Below are 21,744 nucleotides of genomic sequence, written 5' to 3' on the forward strand. Positions count from 1 at the left end.
GGGTAAACCACGACGCGTCGGTCACCGATGGTGCCTCCCCGGGTGCCACCCGATCGCCGTGGCATTCGTCGCAAGGCGCACAATAAGTGAGAACGTTCATAGAAAGCCGGGGGGCCAAACGATGCCGTCTGACTACGCCAAGTCGCTGGGCGCACGACTCCGCGCCATCCGCACCCAGCAGGGACTATCACTGCATGGAGTCGAAGAGAAGTCTCGGGGCAGGTGGAAGGCCGTCGTCGTGGGCTCCTACGAGCGTGGCGACCGTGCCGTGACCGTGCAGAAGCTCGCGGAGTTGGCAGATTTCTACGGGGTGCCGGTCTCGGAGCTGCTGCCTGGCGGCTCGGCGCCGAGCCCGCTCGGCCCCACGCCGAAGCTCGTGATCGACCTTGAGCGCCTTGCCCAGTTGCCCAAGGAGAAGGCCGGGGCCCTCGCCCGTTACGCGGCCACGATCCAGAGCCAGCGTGGTGACTACAACGGCAAGGTGCTGTCGATCCGCCAGGAGGACCTCCGCTCTCTGGCGGTCATCTATGACAAGTCCCCCACCGAGCTGACAGAAGAGCTCATCAACTGGGGTGTGCTCGACGCCGAGGCCCGCCGCGCCGTCGAGTCGTTCTAGCCGCTTCTCCGCGACCTCGGAGACGCGCGCACCCGTGACCTCGGAGACGCGCGCGCCCGTGACTCTCGCGACCTGACCGCCGGGCGGGCTTTCAGTGCCCGCCCGGCGGATCGGTCCTCGCAGGACGGTCCATCCGGGGCGATGGTCCGTTAAGCTGTCGCCAGCAGTCCCGACGCGTCCGTCACGGGCACGTCACAGGGCACGTGAGGGGCACGTCACAAGCACGGCACGGTGCCACCGGCTCGCACCACGGGGATGGGCGAGCGGGCGGACCGTTCGGTGCGGGCGACGGCCACGCTCGGGGTCCACCCTGCGATCCCCCGCGGGGGCGAGGCCGCCGCAGAGGAAACGCGGCAGCGCCCCGATCTTCCGGCATGTGCCCGATCTTCAGGCATGCGCGGGTTTGCCGACATGCATGGATCTTTAGGCATGCACCGATTTGCTGCCATGTGCCCGATCTTCCGGCACGCACCGGATTTGTCGGCATGTCCCGACGTCGGGACGCCCGGCGTACGCGTCGCGGCTGTGGGGCCGTCAAGCGGTGACCTTGGAAGCGGGACCGGCGACCGGGGAAACGGCACGGACGGGCCGTGCGAGCGGAACCCCGCCGGATCACCCTGCCAAGGGGGCCCTCACCGGAAGGGTGGACTGGCCGGGGACACCCAGGATGCCCTCGACGACGCCCACGAAGGTGTCGGCCTCGGCGATCAGCTCGTCGGCGTCTCGCGCCGACACCACGCGCACCATGCCGGCCTCGGCCGAGGCACGCTTGGTGGCGCTCACCGCGAAGTAGGCCGCCCACTGCGCGAGCCTGGGCTCGGCCTCGGGCAGCAGCTCCCACGCGCTGCGGAGCCGCCGCCTGCGGCCGTCCATCGGCCGGGGCAGGGCCGCGAGGATCGCGGCCGCCGCACGCAGCGCGGCGAGATGAGCCGAGACGTAACGCTCGGCGGGGGTGTGGGCCGCCGACGCGTCGGCGAGGCAGGAATGCGCGTCGGCAAGGTGCGCGCGCACGGTCTGTGAAATCCGGGGGCCTTCTCCGGACTCTCGAGTCATGACACCCTCCTTGGGGTCGTGGCCCCGGCGGTGACCGCCGGTGATATCACAGTCGCAGACACCACCGACAATTTCGGTGGTCCGCTGGTCGTGGTCACTCGGCCGGCTCGTACCTCGCTCCCCCGCCCCGGTCACCCTCTGATGTCCGGCGGCGTCACCCTCTGGTGCCCGGCGGCGTCACGCTCGGGGGCTGTGCGCTCCCGATGCCGTGGCCTTCCGGCCCGGTGGCTCCTGGTTGGCTCTCGGTGGCTGTAAGTGGCTCGGTGGTGCCGCTCTGTCGGGCCGGACGAGGAGCTTCCCCTCTCCCCGTCCGGCCATCGTGCGCGTGGCGAGGCCGTCGCCGACGACGCTCTCCCGCCGTGTGGTGAGGGTGGGCCGCGAGTCCCACCCTCACCGTGTCGAACATAAATTCGATGACGCGCGATGTCAAGCATGAAGCGAACAAAGGTTCGATCGCCTGTGACACCCTGGGGACGTCCGCGAGCCCACCGGGGGCCACGCGACGGCCGTGTACGCCGAGAGACACGCCGCGCGTCCGTACCTGAGCGCGGCCTAGAGAGCGGCGGTGAGCCGGGCCTCGATGGCGGGGCCCTCCCGCAGGATCCAGGCCTCGGCCCGGGGCAGCCGGTGCTGCACGCCCTCGTCCCACATTCGCCTGAACGCCGGGTCGACCTCGGCGGCGGCGCGCATGTTGACGTGGAACCGGTGGATCATGCGCGTGGCCGAGGGCACCAGAGCGCGGCGCTGGCCGGCCGTCATGCCGTAGGCGCCGGCGAAGACCGTGACCCGGCGCGGGATGTCGAGGCCCGCGAACGCCGGGGACCTGTCCTCCGGATCCAGCAGCGGCGCCCAGTAGTACAGGGCGTTGGCGAGGTCGTCGACCTTGGACGTCGGCTTGGCGAGATCGAAGTCGATGAGCGCGGCGGGCAGTCCGTCGCGGAAGACGACGTTGCCGGGGCAGTAGTCGCGGTGGCCGACCACGAGGGGCTCGCCATCGGAGGTCGAACCGGTGACCGGTGCCCCGGGAATGCCTCCCCAGACCGCGTCCTGAGGCGGGGCCCAGCCCTGGGCGGCGTCATGGAGCCCCCGGATGAGCCGCGCGAGCCCCACCAGGACCTCCTCCCCCGCCGTCTCGGGCGGCAGCGGCTCTCGCGGCACGTCGCCCGGGACGAAGGAGAGCACCTCCCTGCCCTGGTCGTCGATGCCGAGGGGGATCGGGGCGTGCGGGAATCCGACGGCGTGCAGGTGCGCCAGGTAGGACTGCACCGTCATCGTGAAGGGCCTGACCGGGCGGCGCACGGTGTCGCCCGCGCGCGTGATCCCCTGGGTGACGCCGTCTCCCACCAGGGGAACCTCGGCGGGCGGGGCGGTGTCAGGGTGCTGATAGGTCATCCGGGCTCCTCGGGGTCGCCGTCCCTGACATGGTCGCACCCCGGAGACCGGGTGAAGTGGCCGATGAGCGGGCCGAGCCGGGCTCGTGCGCGATGGGGTGACCGCCGGGAGACGGCGAGGGCCGAGGTCGTCGTGACGACCTCGGCCCTCGCGTGGCGCGACCGGGCTCAGCGCTGGAACCTGCCCCTGACGTGCACCGGGACCCCGGTGCCCAGCAGGGACGGCAGCACCTGGGCGACGTGCATCGGCAGCCGCACGCACCCGTGGGACGCCGGGGCGAGCGGCACCGACAGCGCCCCGTGCAGGGCGATGCCGCCGTTGAAGAAGATCGGGTTGTACAGCTGGCCGAGGTAGGACTTGTGCCAGCCTGACCGCCGCCAGGTGGTCTTGAAGTCACCCGTCGGGGTTCTCGCGTCGCCGCAGAACCTCTGCGTCTTGCCCTGCCAGGTGGCCGTCTCGCAGTAGGGGATGCCGCTCCCCGAGGAGATGTGGGTGACGAGCTTCACCTGCCCCGCCCGGTAGAGCACGGCGACCTGCTTGGTGAGGTTCACCTCCACCCGGTCGGGCTTGCCGGACGGGACGAGCACCTGCGGAGCCTTGGGAGCCTCAAGCGCCCGCCACGTGCGGCTGTTGATCGTGCTCGTCGGCGTGAGCCCCTGGACCTTCTGGAAGGCCCACACGGCGGACTGCGTGGTGCCGCCGTACTTGGAGTCGATCTTGCCGGGCATGTAGCCGAGCTCGCGAAGCCTTCCCTGGAGCTCTTTCACCGCGACGCCCTTGGCGCCGAACTTGAGAGTGCCGTGCGGCGCCACGAAAGGCTCGGCCGCGCGCACCAGGCCGACCGGCGTCACATGGATCGTGACCGCCGGAGTGGCCGCGCGACCGGGCGCCGGGGCACCCGCTAACGCCGCCGGCCCGGCCTGCTGGGCCCCCAGCCCGCAGCCCGAGACGAGCACGGCTCCCGCGGTCAGCACCACCGCGGCGGCGAGCCGCCTACCAACCCCCATGTCAAAACTTCCCTTCGGACACACCACGATCGTTTGTCCGGACACTAGCGCAACGGTCACGCCACACCCCGTAGAGTCACGGAGATGTAATCAATCGCCCACGTGGGTCAAGGTGTTTAGAGTGTCCGCGTGCCAGAAAAGCCGCATCCAAGCGTGATCAAGGTCTCCGACGCCCTCCGCGAAGCCGGCGCGACCGGCGAGGTGGTCGTGCTCACCGACTCGGCCCCCACCGCGGCCTCGGCCGCCGCGCAGGTGGGCTGCGAGGTCGGCGCCATCGCCAACAGCCTGATCTTCGACGCCGACGGCGAGCCGCTGCTGGTGCTCACCAGCGGCGCCCACCGGGTCGACACCGGCCTGGTCGCGAGGCTCGTCGGCGTCTCGAAGGTCAAGCGGGCGACTCCGGAGTTCGTGAAGGCCGCGACCGGGCAGACGATCGGCGGCGTCGCCCCGGTCGGCCATCCCGCGCCCATCCGCACGCTGGTGGACACCTGGCTGGGCAAGCACGACGTCGTGTGGGCCGCGGCCGGCCACTCGCACACCGTCTTCCCGACGACCTTCGACGAGCTGGTCCGCATCACCGGCGGCACTCCGGTGGAGGTGGAGTAGACGGTAAATGCCGGGAAAAGTGCACGATGATGGCACTCGTCGGGTTCGACCACCGGATGATCGCCGCCCTGCTAGTGTGCGATGAGTGATCGAACTGCGACGCGCCGGTCCCGAGGCGTTCGTCTCCGCGCTGGACATCGTGATCGACATCTATACGGCCGCGATGCGCCCGCCGGCCGATCAGCTCTCAGGCCGCCAGGGCATCATGCGCAATCACGCGACATTTCCTGATTTCACCTGTCTGTTCGCCCTGACCACCGACGGCACCGCGGTCGGCTTCGGGTACGGCTTCCACGGCATGCCCGGCCAGTGGTGGCACGACGTCGTGCGCCGCGCGCTGGAGGAGCGCTCCGGCCCGCCCACCTCCGCCGGTTGGTTCGGAAACGCCTTCGAGATCGCCGAGATCCACGTGCACCCCGGCTACCAGGGCAAGGGCATCGGCCGCCGGCTGGTGCAGGGCCTGTGCGAGGGCAGGCCCGAGAGCACCGCCGTGCTGTCCACCCACGACCAGCCCACGGCCGCGCGCCATCTGTACCGCAGGCTCGGGTTCGTCGACCTCATGAGCATGTTCGTGTTCCCCGGCGGCTACGAGCACTACGCGATCGTCGGCACCATGCTCCCCATGCGCCCCCTCACCTAGGGCGGCGCCCGCGACCCGCGACCGCGGGGTCCCGGGTACGGGACGGTGCCCGCCCCCGGGGACGGGCTAGCCGGCGGGGACGGGCGCGGGGGCCGGAGTGGGCACCAGGGCCTGGTAGACCTCGCGGGTGGCGCTCGACCTGTTGAAGGTGATGAAGTGGATGCCGGGGGCCCCCTCGTCGAGCAGGGTCTGGCACAGCTCGGCGGCGTGCTCGATGCCGAGCCGGCGCACCGCGGCCGGGTCGTCGGCGACCGCCGCGAAGCGCTCGGCCACCTCAGGCGGGAAGGGGGCGCCAGAGAGCTGCTCGGACCGCGCGATCGTGCTCATCTGGGTCACCGGCATGATGCCGGGGATGATGGGCGTGTCGCAGCCCTTTGCCGCCACCCGGTCGCGCAGCCGGAGGTACTCGTCGGCCTTGAAGAACATCTGCGTGATGGCGTAGTCGGCGCCGGCCCGGCACTTGCGCACGAAGTAGTCGGTGTCGGACTCGATCGACGGCGACCTCGGATGGCGGTAGGGGAAGGCCGCCACCCCCACGCAGAAGTCGCCCGCCTGCCGGATGAGGCGCACCAGATCTTCGGCGTACAGCACGCCCTCGGGGTGCTTGATCCACTCGGCCAGCGGGTCGCTGCCGCGCGGGTCTCCGCGCACGGCGAGGATGTTGCGCACGCCCGCCCCGGCGAACCTGCCGACCAGGTGACGCAGCTCGCGGATCGAGTGGTCGACGGCGGTGAAGTGGGCGACCGGCGTGAGCGTCGTCTCGTGGGCGAGCCGCTCGACGATCTCGACCGTACGGTCCCTGGTGGAGCCTCCCGCGCCGTAGGTCACGGAGACGAACGTGGGGCGCAGCGCCTCCAGCTCGCGGATCGCGCGCCACAGCTGCCGCTCACCCTCGTCGGTCTTGGGCGGCATGAACTCGAAGGAGAACGAGCGCCCCCCGGAGGCGAGGAGTTCGCGGACGGTGGGAACCCGGTCGGGCAAGTATGAAGGACGACCCAGAGCCATGGCTCCAAGGCTACAGGTCCGGCCCGCCGCGCACCGCTGGTGAACGTGCGCTCCTGTCCCGGCGTCGCACAGCGGCCACCAGGGACGACCGACATCCTGTGCGACGCCTCGCCGGGCTCCGCAAGCGCGCGAGCTGGCCGCTCTCGCCTCGCGTCCACGCTCTCCCCCTCCCCATGACGTAGGTCACACAGGGGACGGGGAATCGGGGCGCTGTCGTGCGGCCGTTAATCTCAGAGCATGACCACTTCCTTCGCCCTGTCGGACGCCTTCCGCTCCGAGGTGGACCGCCGCCTCCGGATGTTCGTCGACCGGCAGCGTCCCTTGGTCAGCGGCCCCGAGCTGAGTCCTCTGATGACGACCGCGGAGGACTTCCTGTCGGGGGGCAAGCGCCTGCGTCCCGCCTTCTGCTACTGGGGCTGGCGCGGCGCGGGCGGCGAGGAGAACCCGGCGATCTATACCGCCGCGGCGTCGCTTGAGCTGCTCCAGGCCAGCGCGTTGATCCACGACGACGTGATGGACGCCAGCGACCTGCGCCGCGGCAAGCCCTCGGCGCACCGGCGGTTCCAGGCGATGCACGAGGAGTCGGGCTGGCGGGGGTCGGCGGTCCAGTTCGGCGAGGGGGCGGCGGTGCTCCTGGGCAGCCTGCTGCTGGTCTGGTCGAGCGAGATGTGGCGTACGAGCGGCCTGCCCGCCGAGGCGCTCGCCGCCGCCGAGCCGGTGCACGACCTCATGCGCACGGAGCTGATGTGCGGGCAGTACCTCGACCTGCTGGAGCAGGCGCACGGGGACAACACCTTCGACAGCGCGCTCAGGGTGGCCCTGCACAAGAGCGGCAAGTACTCGGTGGAGCAGCCCCTGCGCCTCGGCCTGCTGCTCGCCGCGCGCGGCGAGCAGCCGTGGCTCGACCGGCTGTGCGTGGAGTACGGCCAGAAGGTCGGCATCGCGTTCCAGCTCCGCGACGACGTCCTCGGCGTGTTCGGCGACCCGGCCGAGACCGGCAAGCCCGCGGGCGACGACCTGCGCGAGGGCAAGCGCACGATGCTGATCGCCCGCACGCTCTCGGCCGCCTCGGACGGGCAGGCCGCCGAGGTGCGGCGGCTGCTCGGGGACCCCGGGCTGGACCCGGGCGGCGTCGAGCGGCTTCGCGAGATCATCGAGGAGACCGGCGCGCTGACGGCGAGCGAGGAGATGATCAAGCGCTACCTCGACGACGCGCTGAGCTCGCTGGAGCGCGCGCCGATCGAGGAGGAGGCCAGGCAGGCCCTCGCCGAGCTGGCGGTGGCCGCCACCGCACGCCGGAGCTGAGCCGGCGGGGGCACGTCCTCCCAGGACGCATCCCACGGCCGCCTACGACGACAGGCGCATCGCACACCCCGACACCCCGGACACCCGGACACCCGGACACCCCACGCTCCCTCTCCGGGAGGTGGGGCCGGGTCAGGCCGTCGCGAGGCGGCGGGCGAACTCGGCGGCGGCGGCGCCCGGGTCGTCGGCCTCGGTGATCGCCCGCACGACCACGACGCGCGTCACGCCGTAGGACATGACCTCGTCCAGCGTGGTGAGGTCGATGCCGCCGATGCCGAACCACGGCCGGTCGGTGCCGAGTGCCGCGGCGTGCTTCAGCAGGCCGGGCCCCGGCGCGGAGCGCCCGGGCTTGGTCGGCGTGGGCCAGATCGGCCCGCAGCAGAAGTAGTCGACACCCTCCTCGGCCGCCGCCGTGGACGCCTCCGCGTCGCTGTGGGTGGACCGCCCGATCAGGATGTCCGGCCCCAGCATCTCGCGCGCCACGGCAACGGGCAGGTCGTCCTGCCCGAGGTGCAGCACGTCGGGGCGCGCGGCGTAGGCGATGTCGGCCCTGTCGTTGACCGCGAGCAGGGCCCCGTGCCGGTCGCAGGCCGCGCGGAACACCTCAAGGAGCGCGAGCTCCTCGCGGGCCTCCAGGCCCTTCTCACGCAGCTGGACGATGTCCACGCCGCCCGCGAGGACGGCGTCGAGGAACCGTTCGAGATCGCCCTGGCGCCGGCGCCCGTCGGTGCAGAGGTAGAGCCTGGCGTCAGAAACCGAGCGCCTGGGCACGCCTCTTCACCTCGGTGTGGCGGCCCGCGACGATGGCGTCGATGGGGGCCCCCGGCAGGGAGTCGTCGGCGGTGAACAGCCACCGCAGGGCCTCGACGTCGTCGTAGCCCGCGTCGGACAGGACCGTCAGCGTCCCTGGAAGGCCCTTCACCACGTCGTCTCCGGCGATGAAGGCCGCGGGGACCTCGGGCTCGGAGCCGCCCCGTCGGACACCGATGAGCCTTTTGTCCTTGAGAAGCTGCTTGGCCCGCCCGGCACTTAGCCCGAGCCGCCTGCCCACTTCCGTGAGGGGGAGCCACTCTCCCACCAACTGGTCGGTTTCCCGGTCGATCTGTGCAACAGAAAGCGTCACGGAACCACAACTACCACGTCGCGCCTCTTCTCAAACACCCCGCAGGGGGTCACAAGCAGTCACGCAAGGGTACCGAGGGGTCCATCGCGCGATCCACATCGAGCCTTTGCCCGCCCTCGACGATGCGGCGGCCCTGCACCAGGTCACGGGGACGGTCGACGGTAAGGATAGCGGCCAGCCGGTGGTCGTCGGTCAGCCAGCACGCCGCCCACTTGCGGTCGGCGCCGGGATCGCCGCGCAGGACCAGCCGGGCTCCCTCGTGGTTGCCGGCGTACTGCAGCATGCGGCCGAACTGCTCGGACCAGAAGTAGGGCACCGGGTCGTACACGGCGGTCTCGCCGAGGAGCGTGGCCACGGCGGTCTCCGGCGCGTTCAGCGCGGTGTCCCAGTGCTCGACCCGCATGCGGCGGCCGAAGCGCCGCGACCACCAGTTCGCGCAGTCGCCGACGGCCACCACGCCCTCCATCGAGGTGCGCAGGTGCTCGTCGACCACGACGCCGTTGTCGATCTCGAGGCCCGAGCCCGCGAGCCACCCGACGGTGGGACGCACGCCGACGCCGGTCACGACCACGTCGGCGGGGATCCACGAGCCGTCCATCATGGTCAGGCCGCCCGGGTCGACCGAGCCGACCATCGTGCCGAGCCTGAGGTCGATGCCCGCCTCGGCGTACCAGGGCACGGTGCGCGCGCCCACCTCGGTGCCGAGGGCCACGGCCAGCGGCGACTGGGCGGCCTCGACGACGGTCACCGCGCACCCGGCGCGGCGGGCCGCAGTGGCGACCTCCGCGCCGATCCAGCCCGCTCCGACGACCACCACGTGGGCCTTGGGCACCAGCAGGGCGCGCAGGGCGAGGGCGTCGTCGATGGTGCGGAGCACGTGCTGGGTGCCCTCGCCGCGCAGCCTGATGGGCGAGGCGCCGGTGGCGATGATCAGCCCGTCGTACTCCAGCTCGCCCTCTGTGGTCTCGAGCGCGCCCTCGCGCAGGCCCTTGGCCGCCACGCTGGTGCGCAGGTCGACGTCGAGGGCGCCGAGATCGGAGTCGACGACCGTGGAGTCCAGCTCGCCGAGCAGCACGGCCTTCGACAGGGGTGGACGATCATAGGGGCGATGGTTCTCGTCTCCGACCAGAGTGACGCGCCCTCGGTAACCGCGCGCCCGCAGCGCTTCGACACTCCGCACGCCGGCCAGCCCGGCTCCGACCACCACGACATGATTCACAACCTGACCCTAAGCGGCCAGCCGGGTAACTCGCCAACGGCGATTTGGTAACGAATTGGCTCACCATCGCACACGGGCAGTAATGAGAACACTCAAGCGGGTGCGCAAGTCGTATGGAGGCAGGAATAGGCTGGTGCCGTCAGCACGCGCGGGAGTCCGGCGAGACCGGGCTGAGAGGAGGGCTCACGGCCCTCGACCGCTAAAGACCTGATCCGGATCATGCCGGCGAAGGGAGCGGGACCTTTGGTGGACATGCCGAACATGCCCCATACGCACGCGGATGTGGTCGTCGTGGGCGGGGGCGTCGTCGGGCTCTCCGTCGCCTGGCGGGCCGCCCAGCGCGGTCACGCGGTCACCGTGGTCGACCCCGCGCCCGGGTCGGGCGCCTCGCACGCGGCGGCGGGCATGCTAGCCCCGGTGAGCGAGGTCACCTACACCGAGGAGCCCCTGCTGCGGCTGGGCCTGGCGTCCCTCGCCCTGTGGCCCGCCTTCGCCGCCGAGCTGTCCGGCGAGGCGGGCGTGGACCTCGACTACCGCGCCCATGGCACCCTGGACGTCGCCTTCGGCGCGGACGACCTCGCGGCGCTCGGCGAGCTGGCCGGTTTCATGGAGAAGCTCTCGCTCCCCGTGGAGCGCCTGACGGGACGCGAGTGCCGCCGCGCGGAGCCGATGCTCGCCCCCTCGGTCCGCGGCGGGGTCCTGGCGCCGGGGGACGCCTGGGTGGATCCGCGCCGCGTGACCGCCGCGCTGCTCGCCGCGCTGGCGCGCCGGGGGGTGAGCGTGGTGGGCGACCGCGTCACGGGCTTCGCCGTCGAGGGCGACGTGGTGCGCGGGGTACGGCTGGCGGGCGGCGGGGCGGTCGCCGCCGACCGGGTCGTGCTGGCCGCCGGGGCCTGGTCGGGCTCACTGGACGGCCTGCCTCCGGAGGTCCTCCCCCCGGTGCGCCCGGTCAAGGGCCAGATCATGCGGCTGCGCGGCGCTCCGGGGTTCCTCGGCCGCTGCGTGCGCGGGATGGTCCACGGGTCAAGCGCGTACATGGTGCCGCGCGGCGACGGGGAGATCGTGCTCGGCGCCACGCAGGAGGAGATGGGGTTCGACACCCGCGTGACCGCAGGGGCCCTGTGGGAGCTGCTGCGGGACGCGCGGGAGCTCGTACCGGGCGTCACCGAGCTGGAGGTGACCGGCATGTCCGCCGGCCTGCGTCCTGGCACCCCCGACAACCTCCCGGTCGTCGGGCGCACCGCGCTCGGGGGCCTTCTGATGGCCACCGGCCACCACCGCGGCGGTGTCCTGCTCTCCCCCCTGACGGCCGACCTGCTCACCGCCGAACTGGCCCTTGAACGCGACGAGGACGGCGCCCGCCGACCCGGCGGTGATCGGGCCGTACGGCCCGGCCCGGACACGGGCCAGGAAGGCCCGTCCCTCGCGGCGATCTGCTCGCCCCTGCGGTTCGCCGGGGCGCGGCACCACGACACCACCCACCCTCACCGATGGACGAAGGAGGAACGGGGCCCCTCCCCCGGCCACCGGCCGGGGTCTTCCGCCCCGGAAGCGCGATGAGAGTGACGATCAACGGCGCCCCCCACGACCTGCCCCCCGGCACCACGGTCGCCCAGGCCGTGCGGACGCTCACCCCGGCCGTCGCCGGGGTCGCGGTCGCGCTGAACGACGAGGTCGTGCGGCGGGGCGCGTGGCAGTCGACCCCGCTCGGCGAGAACGACCGCGTCGAGGTGCTCACGGCGGTGCAGGGTGGCTGACCGGGACGGGACGAACCCCGCCGGAGTCGCCGGCGAGCGGGACGCGGACCCCATGGACGACACGCTGATCCTCGGCGGCGAGAAGTTCGCCTCCCGCCTGATCATGGGGACCGGCGGCGCCCCTTCCCTGGAGGTGCTCGACCAGGCGCTGGCCGCGTCCGGCACCGAGATCACCACCGTGGCCATGCGGAGGCTGGACCCGGCCGCGCGGGGGTCGGTGCTCGACGTCCTGCGCGAGCGGGGCGTGCGGGTGCTGCCCAACACCGCCGGGTGCTTCACAGCGGGCGAGGCGGTGCTGACCGCGCGCCTGGCCCGCGAGGCGCTCGGCACCGACTGGGTGAAGCTGGAGGTGATCAACGACGAGCGCACCCTGCTGCCGGACCCGATCGAGACCTTCGACGCGGCCGAGCGGCTGGTGGCCGACGGGTTCGTGGTGCTGCCCTACATCGGGGACGACCCGGCGCTCGCGCGGCGGCTGGAGCAGGCGGGGTGCGCTGCCGTCATGCCCCTGGGCGCGCCCATCGGCTCGGGGCTCGGCATCCGCAACCCGCACAACATCGAGCTGATCGTGGAGGCGGCGGGCGTCCCCGTCATCCTGGACGCCGGCATCGGCACGGCGAGCGACGCGGCCCTGGCGATGGAGCTCGGTTGCGACGCGGTGCTGCTCGCCAGCGCGGTGACGCGGGCCCGCAGGCCGGGGCTGATGGCGGCGGCGATGCGCGACGCCGTCACGGCCGGCCGTAGGGCGCGCCTAGCGGGCCGGATACCCCGCCGCCGGTACGCTGAGGCGTCCTCGCCGGCCGTCGAACCGGTCGGCGGAGAGCCATGACCCCTTCCTGACGGGAAAACATGTCGGCATCGGTTTGGGATGTGCTTGCCCTCCCCCTGGCAAACCGCCCGTAAACTCACTCCCGTGGACACGACGGTTGCGGACCCCCTTGTAGGGCGGCTGCTGGACGGGCGCTATCGCGTTGAGTCCCGGATCGCCCGGGGTGGGATGGCGGCCGTCTATCTGGCCCTGGACATCCGGCTCGACCGCACGGTGGCTCTGAAGGTCATGCACCGCTCGCTGGCCGAGGATCCCGACTTCGTGCGGCGCTTCATCGGCGAGGCCAAGTCCGTGGCCAGCCTGTCGCACCCCAACGTGGTGCACGTGTTCGACCAGGGCACCGACGGCGACCACGTCTACCTCTCGATGGAGTACGTCCCGGGGCGCACCCTGCGCGACGTGCTCCGCGAGAGGAAGCGGCTGCCGGCCCGCGAGGCCCTGGAGATCATGATCCCGGTGCTGGCCGCCCTCGGCGCGGCCCACCAGGCGGGCATGGTGCACCGCGACGTCAAGCCCGAGAACGTCCTGCTGACCGACGACGGCCGGGTCAAGGTCGTCGACTTCGGGCTGGCGCGGGCCATCGAGGCGGGCAACCAGACCCGCACCGGCGTCATGATCGGCACCATCGCGTACATGTCGCCCGAGCAGGTCACCGCCGGGGTCGCCGACGCGCGCAGCGACGTCTACGCCGCCGGGGTGATGCTGTTCGAGCTGCTGACCGGGCACCAGCCCTACCAGGGCGACAACCCCATGTCGGTGGCCTACCGGCACGTCCACGACCGGGTGCCCGCGCCGTCGTCGCTGGCCGGGGACATCCCGCAGTTGCTCGACACGCTCGTGCTCTCGGCGACCGACCGCGACCAGAACCGCAGGCCCACCGACGCGACCGCGCTGCTCGTCGCGGCCGTGGACGCCCACCGCATGCTGCCGCGCGACATGGGGCCGCAGCGCCCGCCCACCGGCGCGCCGGCCCCCGGGCCGGTGGCCGCGCACCAGATGGGCGCCCCGCCCGCGAACCCGACCCTCATCCACTCGCGGACCGAGATGCTCACCGCCCCGGCGGTACGGGCGGCGGTGGAGAGCCCGAGGCGCCGGGGTTTCCGGCCCCACTGGTTCATCATCGTGCTGGTCGTCCTGATGATCGCGGCGATCGGCGGCACGGGCTGGTGGTTCTCCGAGGGCCGCTACACCAAGGTCCCCGACCTGGTCGGCCTGAACACCACGGTGGCCAAGCTGGAGGCCGAGAAGCAGGGCTTCGTGGTCAAGATCGGCACGCCCGAGCACGACAAGCAGGTGGCCGAGAACAAGGTCCTGCGCACCGACCCCGAGTCGGGCAAGGAAGTGATCGCGCAGTCCACGATCACGCTGATCCCCTCGGCGGGCCCGGTCAAGATCGCGGTGCCGAACGTCGTCAACCTCTCCGAGGCCGACGCCCGGGCCAAGATCTCCGAGGCGAGCCTCACCGCGGGCACGATCAGCCGGGTGCCGAGCGACACCGTGCAGCGCGGCCTGGTGCTGCGCACGAACCCGCAGGTCGGCACCAAGGTCAGGGAGGGCAGCCGGGTGCAGCTCGTGCTGAGCGCCGGGCAGCTCATGCCCGACGTCAGCGAGATGCAGTGCGACCAGGCTGAGGCGTTCCTGCGGCAGAAGGGGTACAACCCGACGATCGTCCAGCAGACCGACAACGCCCAGCCGGGCACGATCATCGCCCAGGACCCCGCCGCGCGGGCCGAGGTCACGGCGGGGCAGGGCGTGCAGCTCACCTGCTCGAAGGGTCCCGACACCGGCTTCCACTGGCCCTGGGAGAACCCCGACAACGTTCAGCCGGGCGAGGCCCTGGTCGCCATCCCCGACGTGCGGTTCAAGAACGTGGGCGACGCCACCCAGGAGCTCCGCGCGGCGGGCTTCAAGGTGCGGGTGCGCAAGATCGCGGGCGCGGGCTCGGTGGTCGCCGAGAACCCTCTGGGCCAGGCCCCGGCGGGCACCCGCATCACGATCTGGCACTGACCTCCCGAGCCCCGCCTACGGCTGCCGGGGAGTGCCGTGCAGGCGGAGGCGGCCCATCCCGCCGTCGGGGTAGATGTCGAGGCGCACGTGCGTCGCCACGCGGTCGCCGTCCAGGCGGAACCTGTGGCGGGTGTCCGGCTGGAGCCGGGTGCGGGGAAGCAGCTCGAACCACTCGGTGTCCTCCCCCGGCGAGCCGTCGCCGACGTCGGCGGCCGAAAGGGCGGCCGCGCCCGGGGCGTTGTACACCAGGTTGGTGGTGTCGAGCTCGGCGACGCGCACGACGCCCGGCACCGCCAGCCGTACGACCAGCCAGTCGTTGCCGCCGTCGCGGCGGCGGGCGGTCTCCCACCCCTCGGCCTGGTGCCGGGGCAGCCCGGGGGCTATGACGTTCGCGGGCGAGGAGTAGAACTCGTCCGAGCAGCCGGTGACCACCGCACCGTTCTCCAGGGCGGCGAGGTCGACGGTCATGCCCTCGTACATCGCGAGGTCGGGCACCACCTCGCCGTGGACGCGCAGCCGCGAGACCCCGCCGTCGGGGAAGATGTTCAGCCGCACGTGGGTGAACCTGCGGCCGTCGCCGACGGCGAACTCGTGCGCGGCGTCCCCGCCCAGGGGGCTCTTCGGCACGATCTCCACCCAGTCGGCCTCCTGGAGCTCGGCCACCGAGGGATAGCCGTCCACCTCGCACGCCTCGACGGAGGCGAAGGGCGGGTAGTTGCCGGTGAACCAGGCGGTGTCGACCACCACGCCCCTGACGACGCCGGGCATGCCGAGCCGCACGATCGCCCAGTCGTGGCCGGGCTCGCGGCGGCGCCGGGTCTCCCAGCCGTCGTAGACCTGACCCCTGGCGCCGAAGGTGCCGGGCTGGAACGCGGGCGCGCCGGGCCTGATCAGCGCCTGCCGCTCGGCGAAGGACTCGTCGCTGGCCGCCACGACGGACCCGCCGCAGGTGCGCAGGGCCAGGTCGGGCAGGCGCGTGACGTCACTCACCGGCACCTCCGGGGCCCACGGTGATCGGGTGGCCGTCTCCGGCAGGAAGGTCGCTCAAAGCAGCACTCCAAAGGGTGGGACGGTGTCGGTCACGGCCCTGCCGCGCAGCCAGGTGGCGCGTACCACCCCGGTCAGCGTGCGGCCGTGGTAGGGCGTCACCGGGTTGCGGTGGCGCAGGTCCGCCGCCTCGACGGTGAACTCGGCGGTGTCGTCGAAGGCCACCAGGTCGGCGTCCCCGCCGACGGCGATGCCGCCCTTGGCGGGCAGCCCGGCCAGCGCCGCGGGCGCCGCGGACATCCACTCGACGACGCGCGGCAGCTCGTACCCGCGCGACCTGGCCTCGGTCCACACGGCGGGCAGGCCGACCTGCAGAGAGGAGATCCCTCCCCAGGCGGCGGCGAAGTCGGGCACCTTCAGGTCGGGCGTGGAGGGGGAGTGGTCGGAGACGACGCAGCTCAGCACGCCGGCCGCCAGGCCCTGCCACAGCTCGTCGCGGTTGCCGCCGTCCCTGATCGGCGGGCAGCACTTGTACTCCGGGCCGCGCACCTGCTCGGCGGTCAGGGTGAGGTAGTGGGGGCAGGTCTCGGCGGTGATCCGCACCCCGTCGCGCCGGGCGGCGTCCAGCGGTTCGAGGCAGGAGGCCGAGGACACATGCAGGATGTGGACCCGCGCGCCGGTCTCGCGGGCCACGGCGATGACCCGCTCGACGGCCCGGCGCTCCGACTCCCCCGGCCGCGAGTCGAGAAACTGGGGATATGTCGGGCCGAGGGGTTCGGTGAGCAGCGCGGGATCCTCCGCGTGCACCACCATGAGCCCGTCGAAGGCCGCCACCTCGCGCAGCGCCGTACGCAGGCCTGCGGCGTCCAGCGGGGGGAACTCCTCCACGCCCGACGGCGACAGGAAGCACTTGAAGCCGTACACGCCCGCCTCGTGCAGCGCACGCAGCCCGGCGGCGTTGCCGGGGATCGCGCCGCCCCAGAAGCCCACGTCGACGGCGCACTGCCCGGCCGCCGCCGCCCGTTTGACCGCGAGGGCGTCCACGTCGACGGTCGGCGGCAGGGAGTTGAGCGGCATGTCGACGATCGTGGACACGCCCCCGGCCGCCGCCGCCCTGGTGGCGGTGGCGAACCCCTCCCACTCGGTGCGGCCCGGCTCGTTGACGTGCACATGGGTGTCGACCAGGCCGGGCAGCAGGCACACCTCGCCGAGGTCCACCTGCTCGGCCGCCGGCGCCGGGTCGTCGTAGGGCAGCAGGGCCGCGACCACGCCGTCCCGCACGGCCACCGCCAGCGGGCGCTCTCCGCCGGGCAGCACCGCCCGCCGCGACCGCACCACCAGGTCGAAGTCGCTCATGGTCCTCCGTCCGGCCGGCGGTCAGTCATGGGCGTGGACGGGAGCGTGAGGCAGCCATTCGGCGGCCAGCGTGGTGGCGAGCCGCTCCAGGAGCGGGCCCGCCTCTTCCATGCAGCGTCGCACGTCGTCCTCGATGTCGGTCAGCGCGAAGGCCGCCTGGATGCCCGCCGCGCGCAACCGCTCGTCGGTCAGCGCGCGCCGGCCGCACACGGCGACCACGGGCACCCCGGCCTCGGCGGCGGCCGACGCCACCCCGGCGGGGGCCTTGCCGCGCAGGGTCTGGTCGTCGAGCGAGCCCTCCCCCGTGATCACGAGCCGCGCGCCGGAGAGCCGCGCGGAGAAGCCGAGCAGGTCGAGCAGGAGGCCGATGCCGGGCCGGATCTCCGCGCCGAGGAACGCCATCGCCGCGAAGCCGACGCCGCCCGCCGCCCCCGCGCCCGGGGTGTCGCGCGCCCGTACGCCGAGCTCGCGCTCCGCGACCTCGGCCCAGCGGGCCAGGCCCTCCTCCAGCCTCGGCAGCTCGGCCGGCCCCGCCCCCTTCTGGGGGCCGTAGACCGCCGCCGCGCCCTCGGGGCCGAGCAGCGGGTTGTCCACGTCGCTGGCGACGACGAACGCCGTGCCGGCGGGCCGGGTGAACCCCGAGAGGTCCAGGGAGCTCAGGTCGGCAAGGGAGCCTCCCCCGGGCGGCAGGTCGCGGCCCCGGGCGTCCAGCAGGCGCACGCCGAGCGCGCGCATCATGCCGGAGCCTCCGTCGGTGCAGGCGCTGCCGCCGAGGCCGAGCACCACCTCCCGGGGGCTCTGGCGCAGGGCCGCCGCGATCAGGTCGCCGGTGCCGTCGCTGCCGGCCGCGAGGGGCGCGAGCCGCCCGCCGGGCAGCCGGTGCAGGCCGGACGCCTCGGCCAGCTCGACCACCGCCACGCCGTCCAGGAAGCCGTACGCCGCGCTCACGGGCTCGCCGGTCGGGCCGGAGACGACGGCCTCGGCCCGGTGGAACCCGCAGGCGACGGCCGCCTCCACGGTGCCGTCCCCGCCGTCGGCGACGGGCATGGTCACGACCGCGACGTCCGGCCTGGCGGCGCGCAGGCCCGCCGCCACGCTGCCCGCGACCTCGACGGCGCTGAGCGAGCCCTTGAACTTGTCCGGCGCGACCAGCACATGCCCTCGCGTCACGCGCGGACCTCCGGGCGGGAATGCCCTGACCTCACGGCCTCCGGACGCACCTGTACCGACCTCACGCACCGACCTCCTTGTTCACGCTGAATCCCTTGTCCGCGGCGAGCTTGGTCAGGCGGCGGTGGGCGTCGGCGCCGGCCCGTCCCGCGGCGTCGTGCGGCACGGTGCGCAGCTCGCCGTCCTCCACCACCGTCCGGCCGCCCACGAGCACGCGGGCCACGGGCGGCGTCGCGCCGAAGACCAGCGCGCACACCGGGTCCTCCACCGCCGCCGCGAAGCCGTCGACCCGCCACAGGACGATGTCGGCGAGCTTCCCCGGCTCCAGCGAGCCGATCTCGTCCTGCCGTCCGAGGCACCGGGCGCCGCCCAGGGTGCCGATCTCCAGCGCCTGGCGGGCGGTGAGCGCCGCCGGGCCGTACCTGGCGCGCTGGAACAGCAGGGCCTGCCGCATCTCGCCCGCGAGGGGCGTCAGCTCGCTGGAGGCGCTGCCGTCCACGCCGAGGCCGACGACGGCCCCGGCCCGCAGCATCTCGGACACGCGGGCGATGCCCGCCCCGAGACGGCCGTTGGAGCTCGGGCAGTGGGCAGAGCCGGTTCCCGTCTCGGCGAAGCGCCGGATGTCGCGGTCGTGGAGGTGGACGGCGTGGGCCACCCAGACGTCGGGGCCGAGCCAGCCGAGCTTCTCCATGTAGTCGACCGGGGTGCAGCCCATCTGCGCAAGGCAGTGCTCCTCCTCGTCGACCGTCTCGCACAGGTGGGTGTGGAGGCGCACGCCCTTGTCGCGGGCCAGCGCCGCCGCCTCGGTCATCAGCCCGGCGCTGACCGAGAACGGCGAGCACGGCGCGACGGCCACCTGGAGCATCGAGCCCGGAGAGGGGTCGTGGTAGGCGTCAACGGCCTCGGCCGTGGCGGCGAGGATCTCATCCAGCCCCTCGACCACCTCGTCGGGGGGCAGGCCGCCCTGGGAGACGCCACGGTCCATCGACCCCCGGCACGGGTGGAAGCGGAGCCCGAGGTCGCGGGCCGCCTCGATCTCGGCGGCGAACAGGTCGCCCCGGCCCTTGGGGAAGATGTAGTGATGGTCGGTGGTCGTCGTGCAGCCCGACAGCGCGAGCCAGCCGAGCCCGGCGGTCGCCGCCCCCTTCACGACCTCGGCGTCCATGGCCGCCCACACCTGGTAGAGCGCCGTGAGCCACTCGAACAGCGTGGCGTCCTGGGCGACCCCCTGGGAGGCCCACTGGTAGAGGTGGTGGTGGGTGTTGACCAGGCCAGGGGTGGCCAGGCAGCCGGTGCCGTCGACGCGGGTGGCGCCGGGGACGTCCGGGGCGGGGCCCGCGCCGAGCGCGGCGATGCGGCCGTCCTCGACGTGGATGTACCCCCGGCCGATCTCGGGCCCCACGACCGGGGCGATCGCGACGTTCTCGATGAGGGTGCCCACGGTCAGACCACCTCGGCCTTCCTGGCGGCGGCGAGCCGCACCGCGTCGAGGATCTTCTCGTAGCCGGTGCACCGGCACAGGTTGCCCGCGAGGGCCTCGCGGATCTCCGCGTCGCTGGGCCGGGCGTTGCGCTCGATCAGGTCGTGCGCCTGGACGAGCAGGCCAGGCGTGCAGAAGCCGCACTGCACGGCGCCGCACTCGACGAAGGCCTCCTGGATCGGGTCGAGCCGGTCGCCCTCGGCCAGCCCCTCGACCGTGCGCACCTGGCGCCCCTCGGCCTGCCCTGCCGCGACCAGGCACGAGCACACCGGCAGCCCGTCGAGGTAGACCGTGCAGGAGCCGCACTCGCCCTGCTCGCAGGCGTTCTTGGAGCCGGGGAGGCCGACCCGCTCCCGCAGGACGTAGAGCAGGCTCTCGCCCTCCCAGACGCCGTCGACCGCTTCCTGCCTGCCGTTGACGGTGAAGTTCACGCGCATGCCGCCACCTTCTCGCGGTAGTCGTTCCAGGCCCAGGTGAGCGTGCGCCGGGCCATCACCGCCACCGCGTGGCGGCGGTAGTCGGCCGTGCCCCGCACGTCGTCGATGGGTGAGGCCGCCTGGGCCGCCAGCTCGCCGAACCGCGCCAGCAGCGCGGCGTCGAGGGCGGCGGCCCCGGTCCAGTCGAGCTCGGCCGCGAGGAACTCCTCGGCGGCGACGGCCCGGCGCGGGGTCGGGGCGGCCGAGCCCACGCCGGTGCCCGCGCGGCGCTCCCCGGGGTGCAGCGCTATCGCGAAGGAGCACACGGCGATGACCATGGCGTTGCGGGTGCCGACCTTGGAGAAGTACTGCGGGCCCTCGGCGGGCGCCATCCAGAAGGCGCGGATCAGCTCGTCGGGCGCGAGCGCGCTGCGCTTGACCCCGAGGTAGAACTCGGCGGCCGGGATCATGCGAGTGCCCCGGGCGGCGGACTCGACCTCGATCACCGCGTCGCCGGCGAGCAGGGGCGGGTGGCTGTCGCCCGCCGGGGATGCGGCGCCGAGGTTGCCCCCGACCGACCCCCGGTTGCGGATCTGCGGGGAGCCGACCGTGCGGGAGGCCTGGGCCAGGCCGGGGAGCTTGTCCCCCAGCTCGGCGATGACCCGGGCGTACGGCACCCCGGCGCCGACGCGGAGCCGTCCGTCGGGCATGAGCCCCCAGTCGCCGAGGTCGGTGACCTGGTTCAGGTCCAGCAGCGCCACCGGGCGGCGCACGTCGAAGTTGATCTCCACCATCACGTCGGTGCCGCCCTGGATGGGCACCGCTTCGGGAACGGCCGCCTTGGCGGCCAGCGCCTCGCCCCAGGTGGTGGGTCGCAGGAATTCCATCGGCACTTCCTAGTCCCAGGCCGGGCCCGCGGCCGGCGCGTCGTCGTGGAGCACGGTGCCCTCGATCAGCCCGTACGGGCGGTCGGCGGCGAAGTAGACCTCGTTGTCGTTGTCCAGGCCGAAAGGAGCGAGGTCCACCAGGAAGTGGTGCTTGTTCGGCAGCTCCAGCCGTACCTCGCAGACCTCCTCGCGGGTGGCCAGCACGCGGCTGCCCATGGCGAAGAGCGTCTGCTGCAGGGACAGGCTGTGGGTGCCGGCGAACGCCTCCAGCAGGCACCTCCGTACTTCATCGTACGATTTCCCGAAATCGTACGAATCGGCGAGATCCGCGGGTGGCACCGCGTGGCGCCAGCGCGCGGTCACGGCGGTGGCGAGGACGCGGTCGGTGGCCGGCGGCAGCGTGGTGTACTCGTCCTGGATGAACCCGTGGAACTCCGAGCCCGTGGAGTTCAGCACGACCAGGTCGCGCAGGCCGGACACCACCGTGGAGGTGCCGTCCTGATCATGGTGGACGACGCACGTGCGCGTCTCGGTGGCCGACCGCACGAAGGAATGCGGCCCCCTGCGCTCCCAGGAGTACTCCTCCACCTCCACGCGGGCGTGGTGGATCGTGGGCTGCGAGCCGACGAAGTGCCGGGCGAGCAGGAGGGCGAACTCCTCGATCTGCCCGATGCCGTGCCTCTTGGCGAAGGCGTAGACGGTGTTCTTCTGCGAGTCGGTCGGCAGCACCGCGGCGTTGCCGCCGTTCCTGTGCACGTCCTCCATGTCGCCGGCGAGCGAGATGGAGACGTTGCAGTCCTTGAGGTGGTGGACCTCGCCGTCGCGGGTGACGCGGACGACGCGGGTCTCCGCCTTGCCGTAGCGGTTGGGTCCGAGGACGACGGTCATC

General features: G+C 72.9%; 22 protein-coding genes and 1 riboswitch. Of the genes, 8 read left to right on the forward strand and 14 right to left on the reverse strand.

The annotated features are described in order from the left end of the window. Positions 1–121 precede the first annotated feature (121 nt). Entirely contained in the window at positions 122–616 is a 495-nt protein-coding gene (locus ACOZ38_RS31245) for a transcriptional regulator (protein WP_189166358.1), read from the forward strand. Positions 617–1,228: 612 nt separating this feature from the next. Here ACOZ38_RS31245 and ACOZ38_RS31250 read toward each other — a convergent pair. The 3 genes from ACOZ38_RS31250 to ACOZ38_RS31260 all read right to left on the reverse strand — a co-directional run bounded on the left by ACOZ38_RS31250 (position 1,229) and on the right by ACOZ38_RS31260 (position 4,068). After that, complete coding sequence (locus ACOZ38_RS31250) at positions 1,229–1,669, reverse strand: SAV_6107 family HEPN domain-containing protein (protein WP_405151817.1); 441 nt, start codon at positions 1,667–1,669, stop codon at positions 1,229–1,231. A 552-nt stretch (positions 1,670–2,221) separates the two neighbouring features. Continuing rightward, the gene (locus ACOZ38_RS31255) at positions 2,222–3,061 is read right to left on the reverse strand and encodes a phosphotransferase (protein WP_424534684.1); all 840 of its coding nucleotides are present in this window, start codon (positions 3,059–3,061) and stop codon (positions 2,222–2,224) included. Between the two features lie 167 nt (positions 3,062–3,228). Next, entirely contained in the window at positions 3,229–4,068 is an 840-nt protein-coding gene (locus ACOZ38_RS31260; RefSeq protein WP_424534685.1) for a L,D-transpeptidase family protein, read from the reverse strand. 129 nt (positions 4,069–4,197) lie between these two features. Here ACOZ38_RS31260 and ACOZ38_RS31265 point away from each other — a divergent pair, with 129 nt between their 5' ends. Beyond that, positions 4,198–4,674 carry a YbaK/EbsC family protein gene (locus tag ACOZ38_RS31265; protein WP_424534686.1) on the forward strand — a complete coding sequence of 159 codons (477 nt, stop codon included), beginning with the start codon at positions 4,198–4,200 and terminating at the stop codon, positions 4,672–4,674. A gap of 85 nt (positions 4,675–4,759) precedes the next feature. Beyond that, entirely contained in the window at positions 4,760–5,314 is a 555-nt protein-coding gene (locus ACOZ38_RS31270; RefSeq protein WP_424534687.1) for a GNAT family N-acetyltransferase, read from the forward strand. Positions 5,315–5,380: 66 nt separating this feature from the next. Here the strand turns inward: ACOZ38_RS31270 and metF are convergent, their stop codons facing one another. Continuing rightward, a complete protein-coding gene (gene metF, locus ACOZ38_RS31275; RefSeq protein ID WP_424534688.1) occupies positions 5,381–6,319 on the reverse strand; it encodes a methylenetetrahydrofolate reductase [NAD(P)H] in 939 nt (312 codons plus the stop codon). Between the two features lie 237 nt (positions 6,320–6,556). On the opposite strand from metF, the gene ACOZ38_RS31280 reads away from it, so the two are divergent. After that, complete coding sequence (locus ACOZ38_RS31280) at positions 6,557–7,624, forward strand: polyprenyl synthetase family protein (RefSeq protein ID WP_424534689.1); 1,068 nt, start codon at positions 6,557–6,559, stop codon at positions 7,622–7,624. Positions 7,625–7,756: 132 nt separating this feature from the next. Here the strand turns inward: ACOZ38_RS31280 and thiE are convergent, their stop codons facing one another. The 3 genes from thiE to ACOZ38_RS31295 are packed head-to-tail and all read right to left on the reverse strand — an operon-like array spanning position 7,757 to position 9,966. After that, positions 7,757–8,395, reverse strand: a complete 639-nt coding sequence (thiE, locus tag ACOZ38_RS31285; protein WP_424534690.1) for a thiamine phosphate synthase — start codon at positions 8,393–8,395, stop codon at positions 7,757–7,759. Continuing rightward, positions 8,373–8,747 carry an Rv2175c family DNA-binding protein gene (locus ACOZ38_RS31290; protein ID WP_358554072.1) on the reverse strand — a complete coding sequence of 125 codons (375 nt, stop codon included), beginning with the start codon at positions 8,745–8,747 and terminating at the stop codon, positions 8,373–8,375. The genes thiE and ACOZ38_RS31290 overlap by 23 nt, the downstream gene beginning before the upstream one ends. A gap of 49 nt (positions 8,748–8,796) precedes the next feature. Then, on the reverse strand, positions 8,797–9,966 hold the full coding sequence (locus tag ACOZ38_RS31295; protein WP_424534691.1) for an NAD(P)/FAD-dependent oxidoreductase: 1,170 nt from the start codon (positions 9,964–9,966) through the stop codon (positions 8,797–8,799). A 138-nt stretch (positions 9,967–10,104) separates the two neighbouring features. Continuing rightward, positions 10,105–10,217, forward strand: a riboswitch (TPP riboswitch). 10 nt (positions 10,218–10,227) lie between these two features. On the opposite strand from ACOZ38_RS31295, the gene thiO reads away from it, so the two are divergent. The 4 genes from thiO to pknB all read left to right on the forward strand — a co-directional run bounded on the left by thiO (position 10,228) and on the right by pknB (position 14,559). Continuing rightward, positions 10,228–11,526, forward strand: coding sequence for a glycine oxidase ThiO (gene thiO / locus ACOZ38_RS31300; protein ID WP_424534692.1), 1,299 nt, complete (start codon positions 10,228–10,230; stop codon positions 11,524–11,526). Further along, on the forward strand, positions 11,523–11,723 hold the full coding sequence (thiS, locus tag ACOZ38_RS31305; RefSeq protein ID WP_405151832.1) for a sulfur carrier protein ThiS: 201 nt from the start codon (positions 11,523–11,525) through the stop codon (positions 11,721–11,723). Before thiO ends, thiS begins: the two co-directional genes overlap by 4 nt. Before the next feature lie 52 nt (positions 11,724–11,775). Next, a complete protein-coding gene (locus ACOZ38_RS31310; RefSeq protein ID WP_424537116.1) occupies positions 11,776–12,552 on the forward strand; it encodes a thiazole synthase in 777 nt (258 codons plus the stop codon). 84 nt (positions 12,553–12,636) lie between these two features. Then, positions 12,637–14,559: a Stk1 family PASTA domain-containing Ser/Thr kinase gene (gene pknB, locus ACOZ38_RS31315; protein ID WP_424534693.1), complete on the forward strand. Its 1,923-nt coding sequence runs from the start codon at positions 12,637–12,639 to the stop codon at positions 14,557–14,559. Positions 14,560–14,574: 15 nt separating this feature from the next. Here the strand turns inward: pknB and alc are convergent, their stop codons facing one another. From alc to pucL, 7 genes are all read right to left on the reverse strand, one after another. Next, positions 14,575–15,549 carry an allantoicase gene (alc, locus tag ACOZ38_RS31320; protein WP_405151836.1) on the reverse strand — a complete coding sequence of 325 codons (975 nt, stop codon included), beginning with the start codon at positions 15,547–15,549 and terminating at the stop codon, positions 14,575–14,577. A 54-nt stretch (positions 15,550–15,603) separates the two neighbouring features. Then, positions 15,604–16,902 (reverse strand): allantoinase AllB, encoded by a 1,299-nt coding sequence (gene allB / locus ACOZ38_RS31325; protein WP_424534694.1) that lies wholly within the window; start codon positions 16,900–16,902, stop codon positions 15,604–15,606. A 21-nt stretch (positions 16,903–16,923) separates the two neighbouring features. Next, entirely contained in the window at positions 16,924–18,072 is a 1,149-nt protein-coding gene (locus ACOZ38_RS31330) for a glycerate kinase (RefSeq protein WP_424534695.1), read from the reverse strand. Positions 18,073–18,133: 61 nt separating this feature from the next. Next, entirely contained in the window at positions 18,134–19,513 is a 1,380-nt protein-coding gene (locus ACOZ38_RS31335; RefSeq protein ID WP_424534696.1) for an 8-oxoguanine deaminase, read from the reverse strand. A 2-nt stretch (positions 19,514–19,515) separates the two neighbouring features. Continuing rightward, positions 19,516–19,989, reverse strand: coding sequence for a (2Fe-2S)-binding protein (locus tag ACOZ38_RS31340; RefSeq protein WP_405151840.1), 474 nt, complete (start codon positions 19,987–19,989; stop codon positions 19,516–19,518). Beyond that, a complete protein-coding gene (locus ACOZ38_RS31345) occupies positions 19,980–20,855 on the reverse strand; it encodes an FAD binding domain-containing protein (RefSeq protein WP_424534697.1) in 876 nt (291 codons plus the stop codon). Before ACOZ38_RS31345 ends, ACOZ38_RS31340 begins: the two co-directional genes overlap by 10 nt. A gap of 9 nt (positions 20,856–20,864) precedes the next feature. After that, positions 20,865–21,743 (reverse strand): factor-independent urate hydroxylase, encoded by an 879-nt coding sequence (pucL, locus tag ACOZ38_RS31350; protein ID WP_405151842.1) that lies wholly within the window; start codon positions 21,741–21,743, stop codon positions 20,865–20,867. Between the last annotated feature and the right edge of the window lies 1 nt (position 21,744).

The sequence above is a fragment of the Sphaerisporangium viridialbum genome (assembly GCF_049674955.1).
Lineage (GTDB): Bacteria > Actinomycetota > Actinomycetes > Streptosporangiales > Streptosporangiaceae > Sphaerisporangium > Sphaerisporangium viridialbum.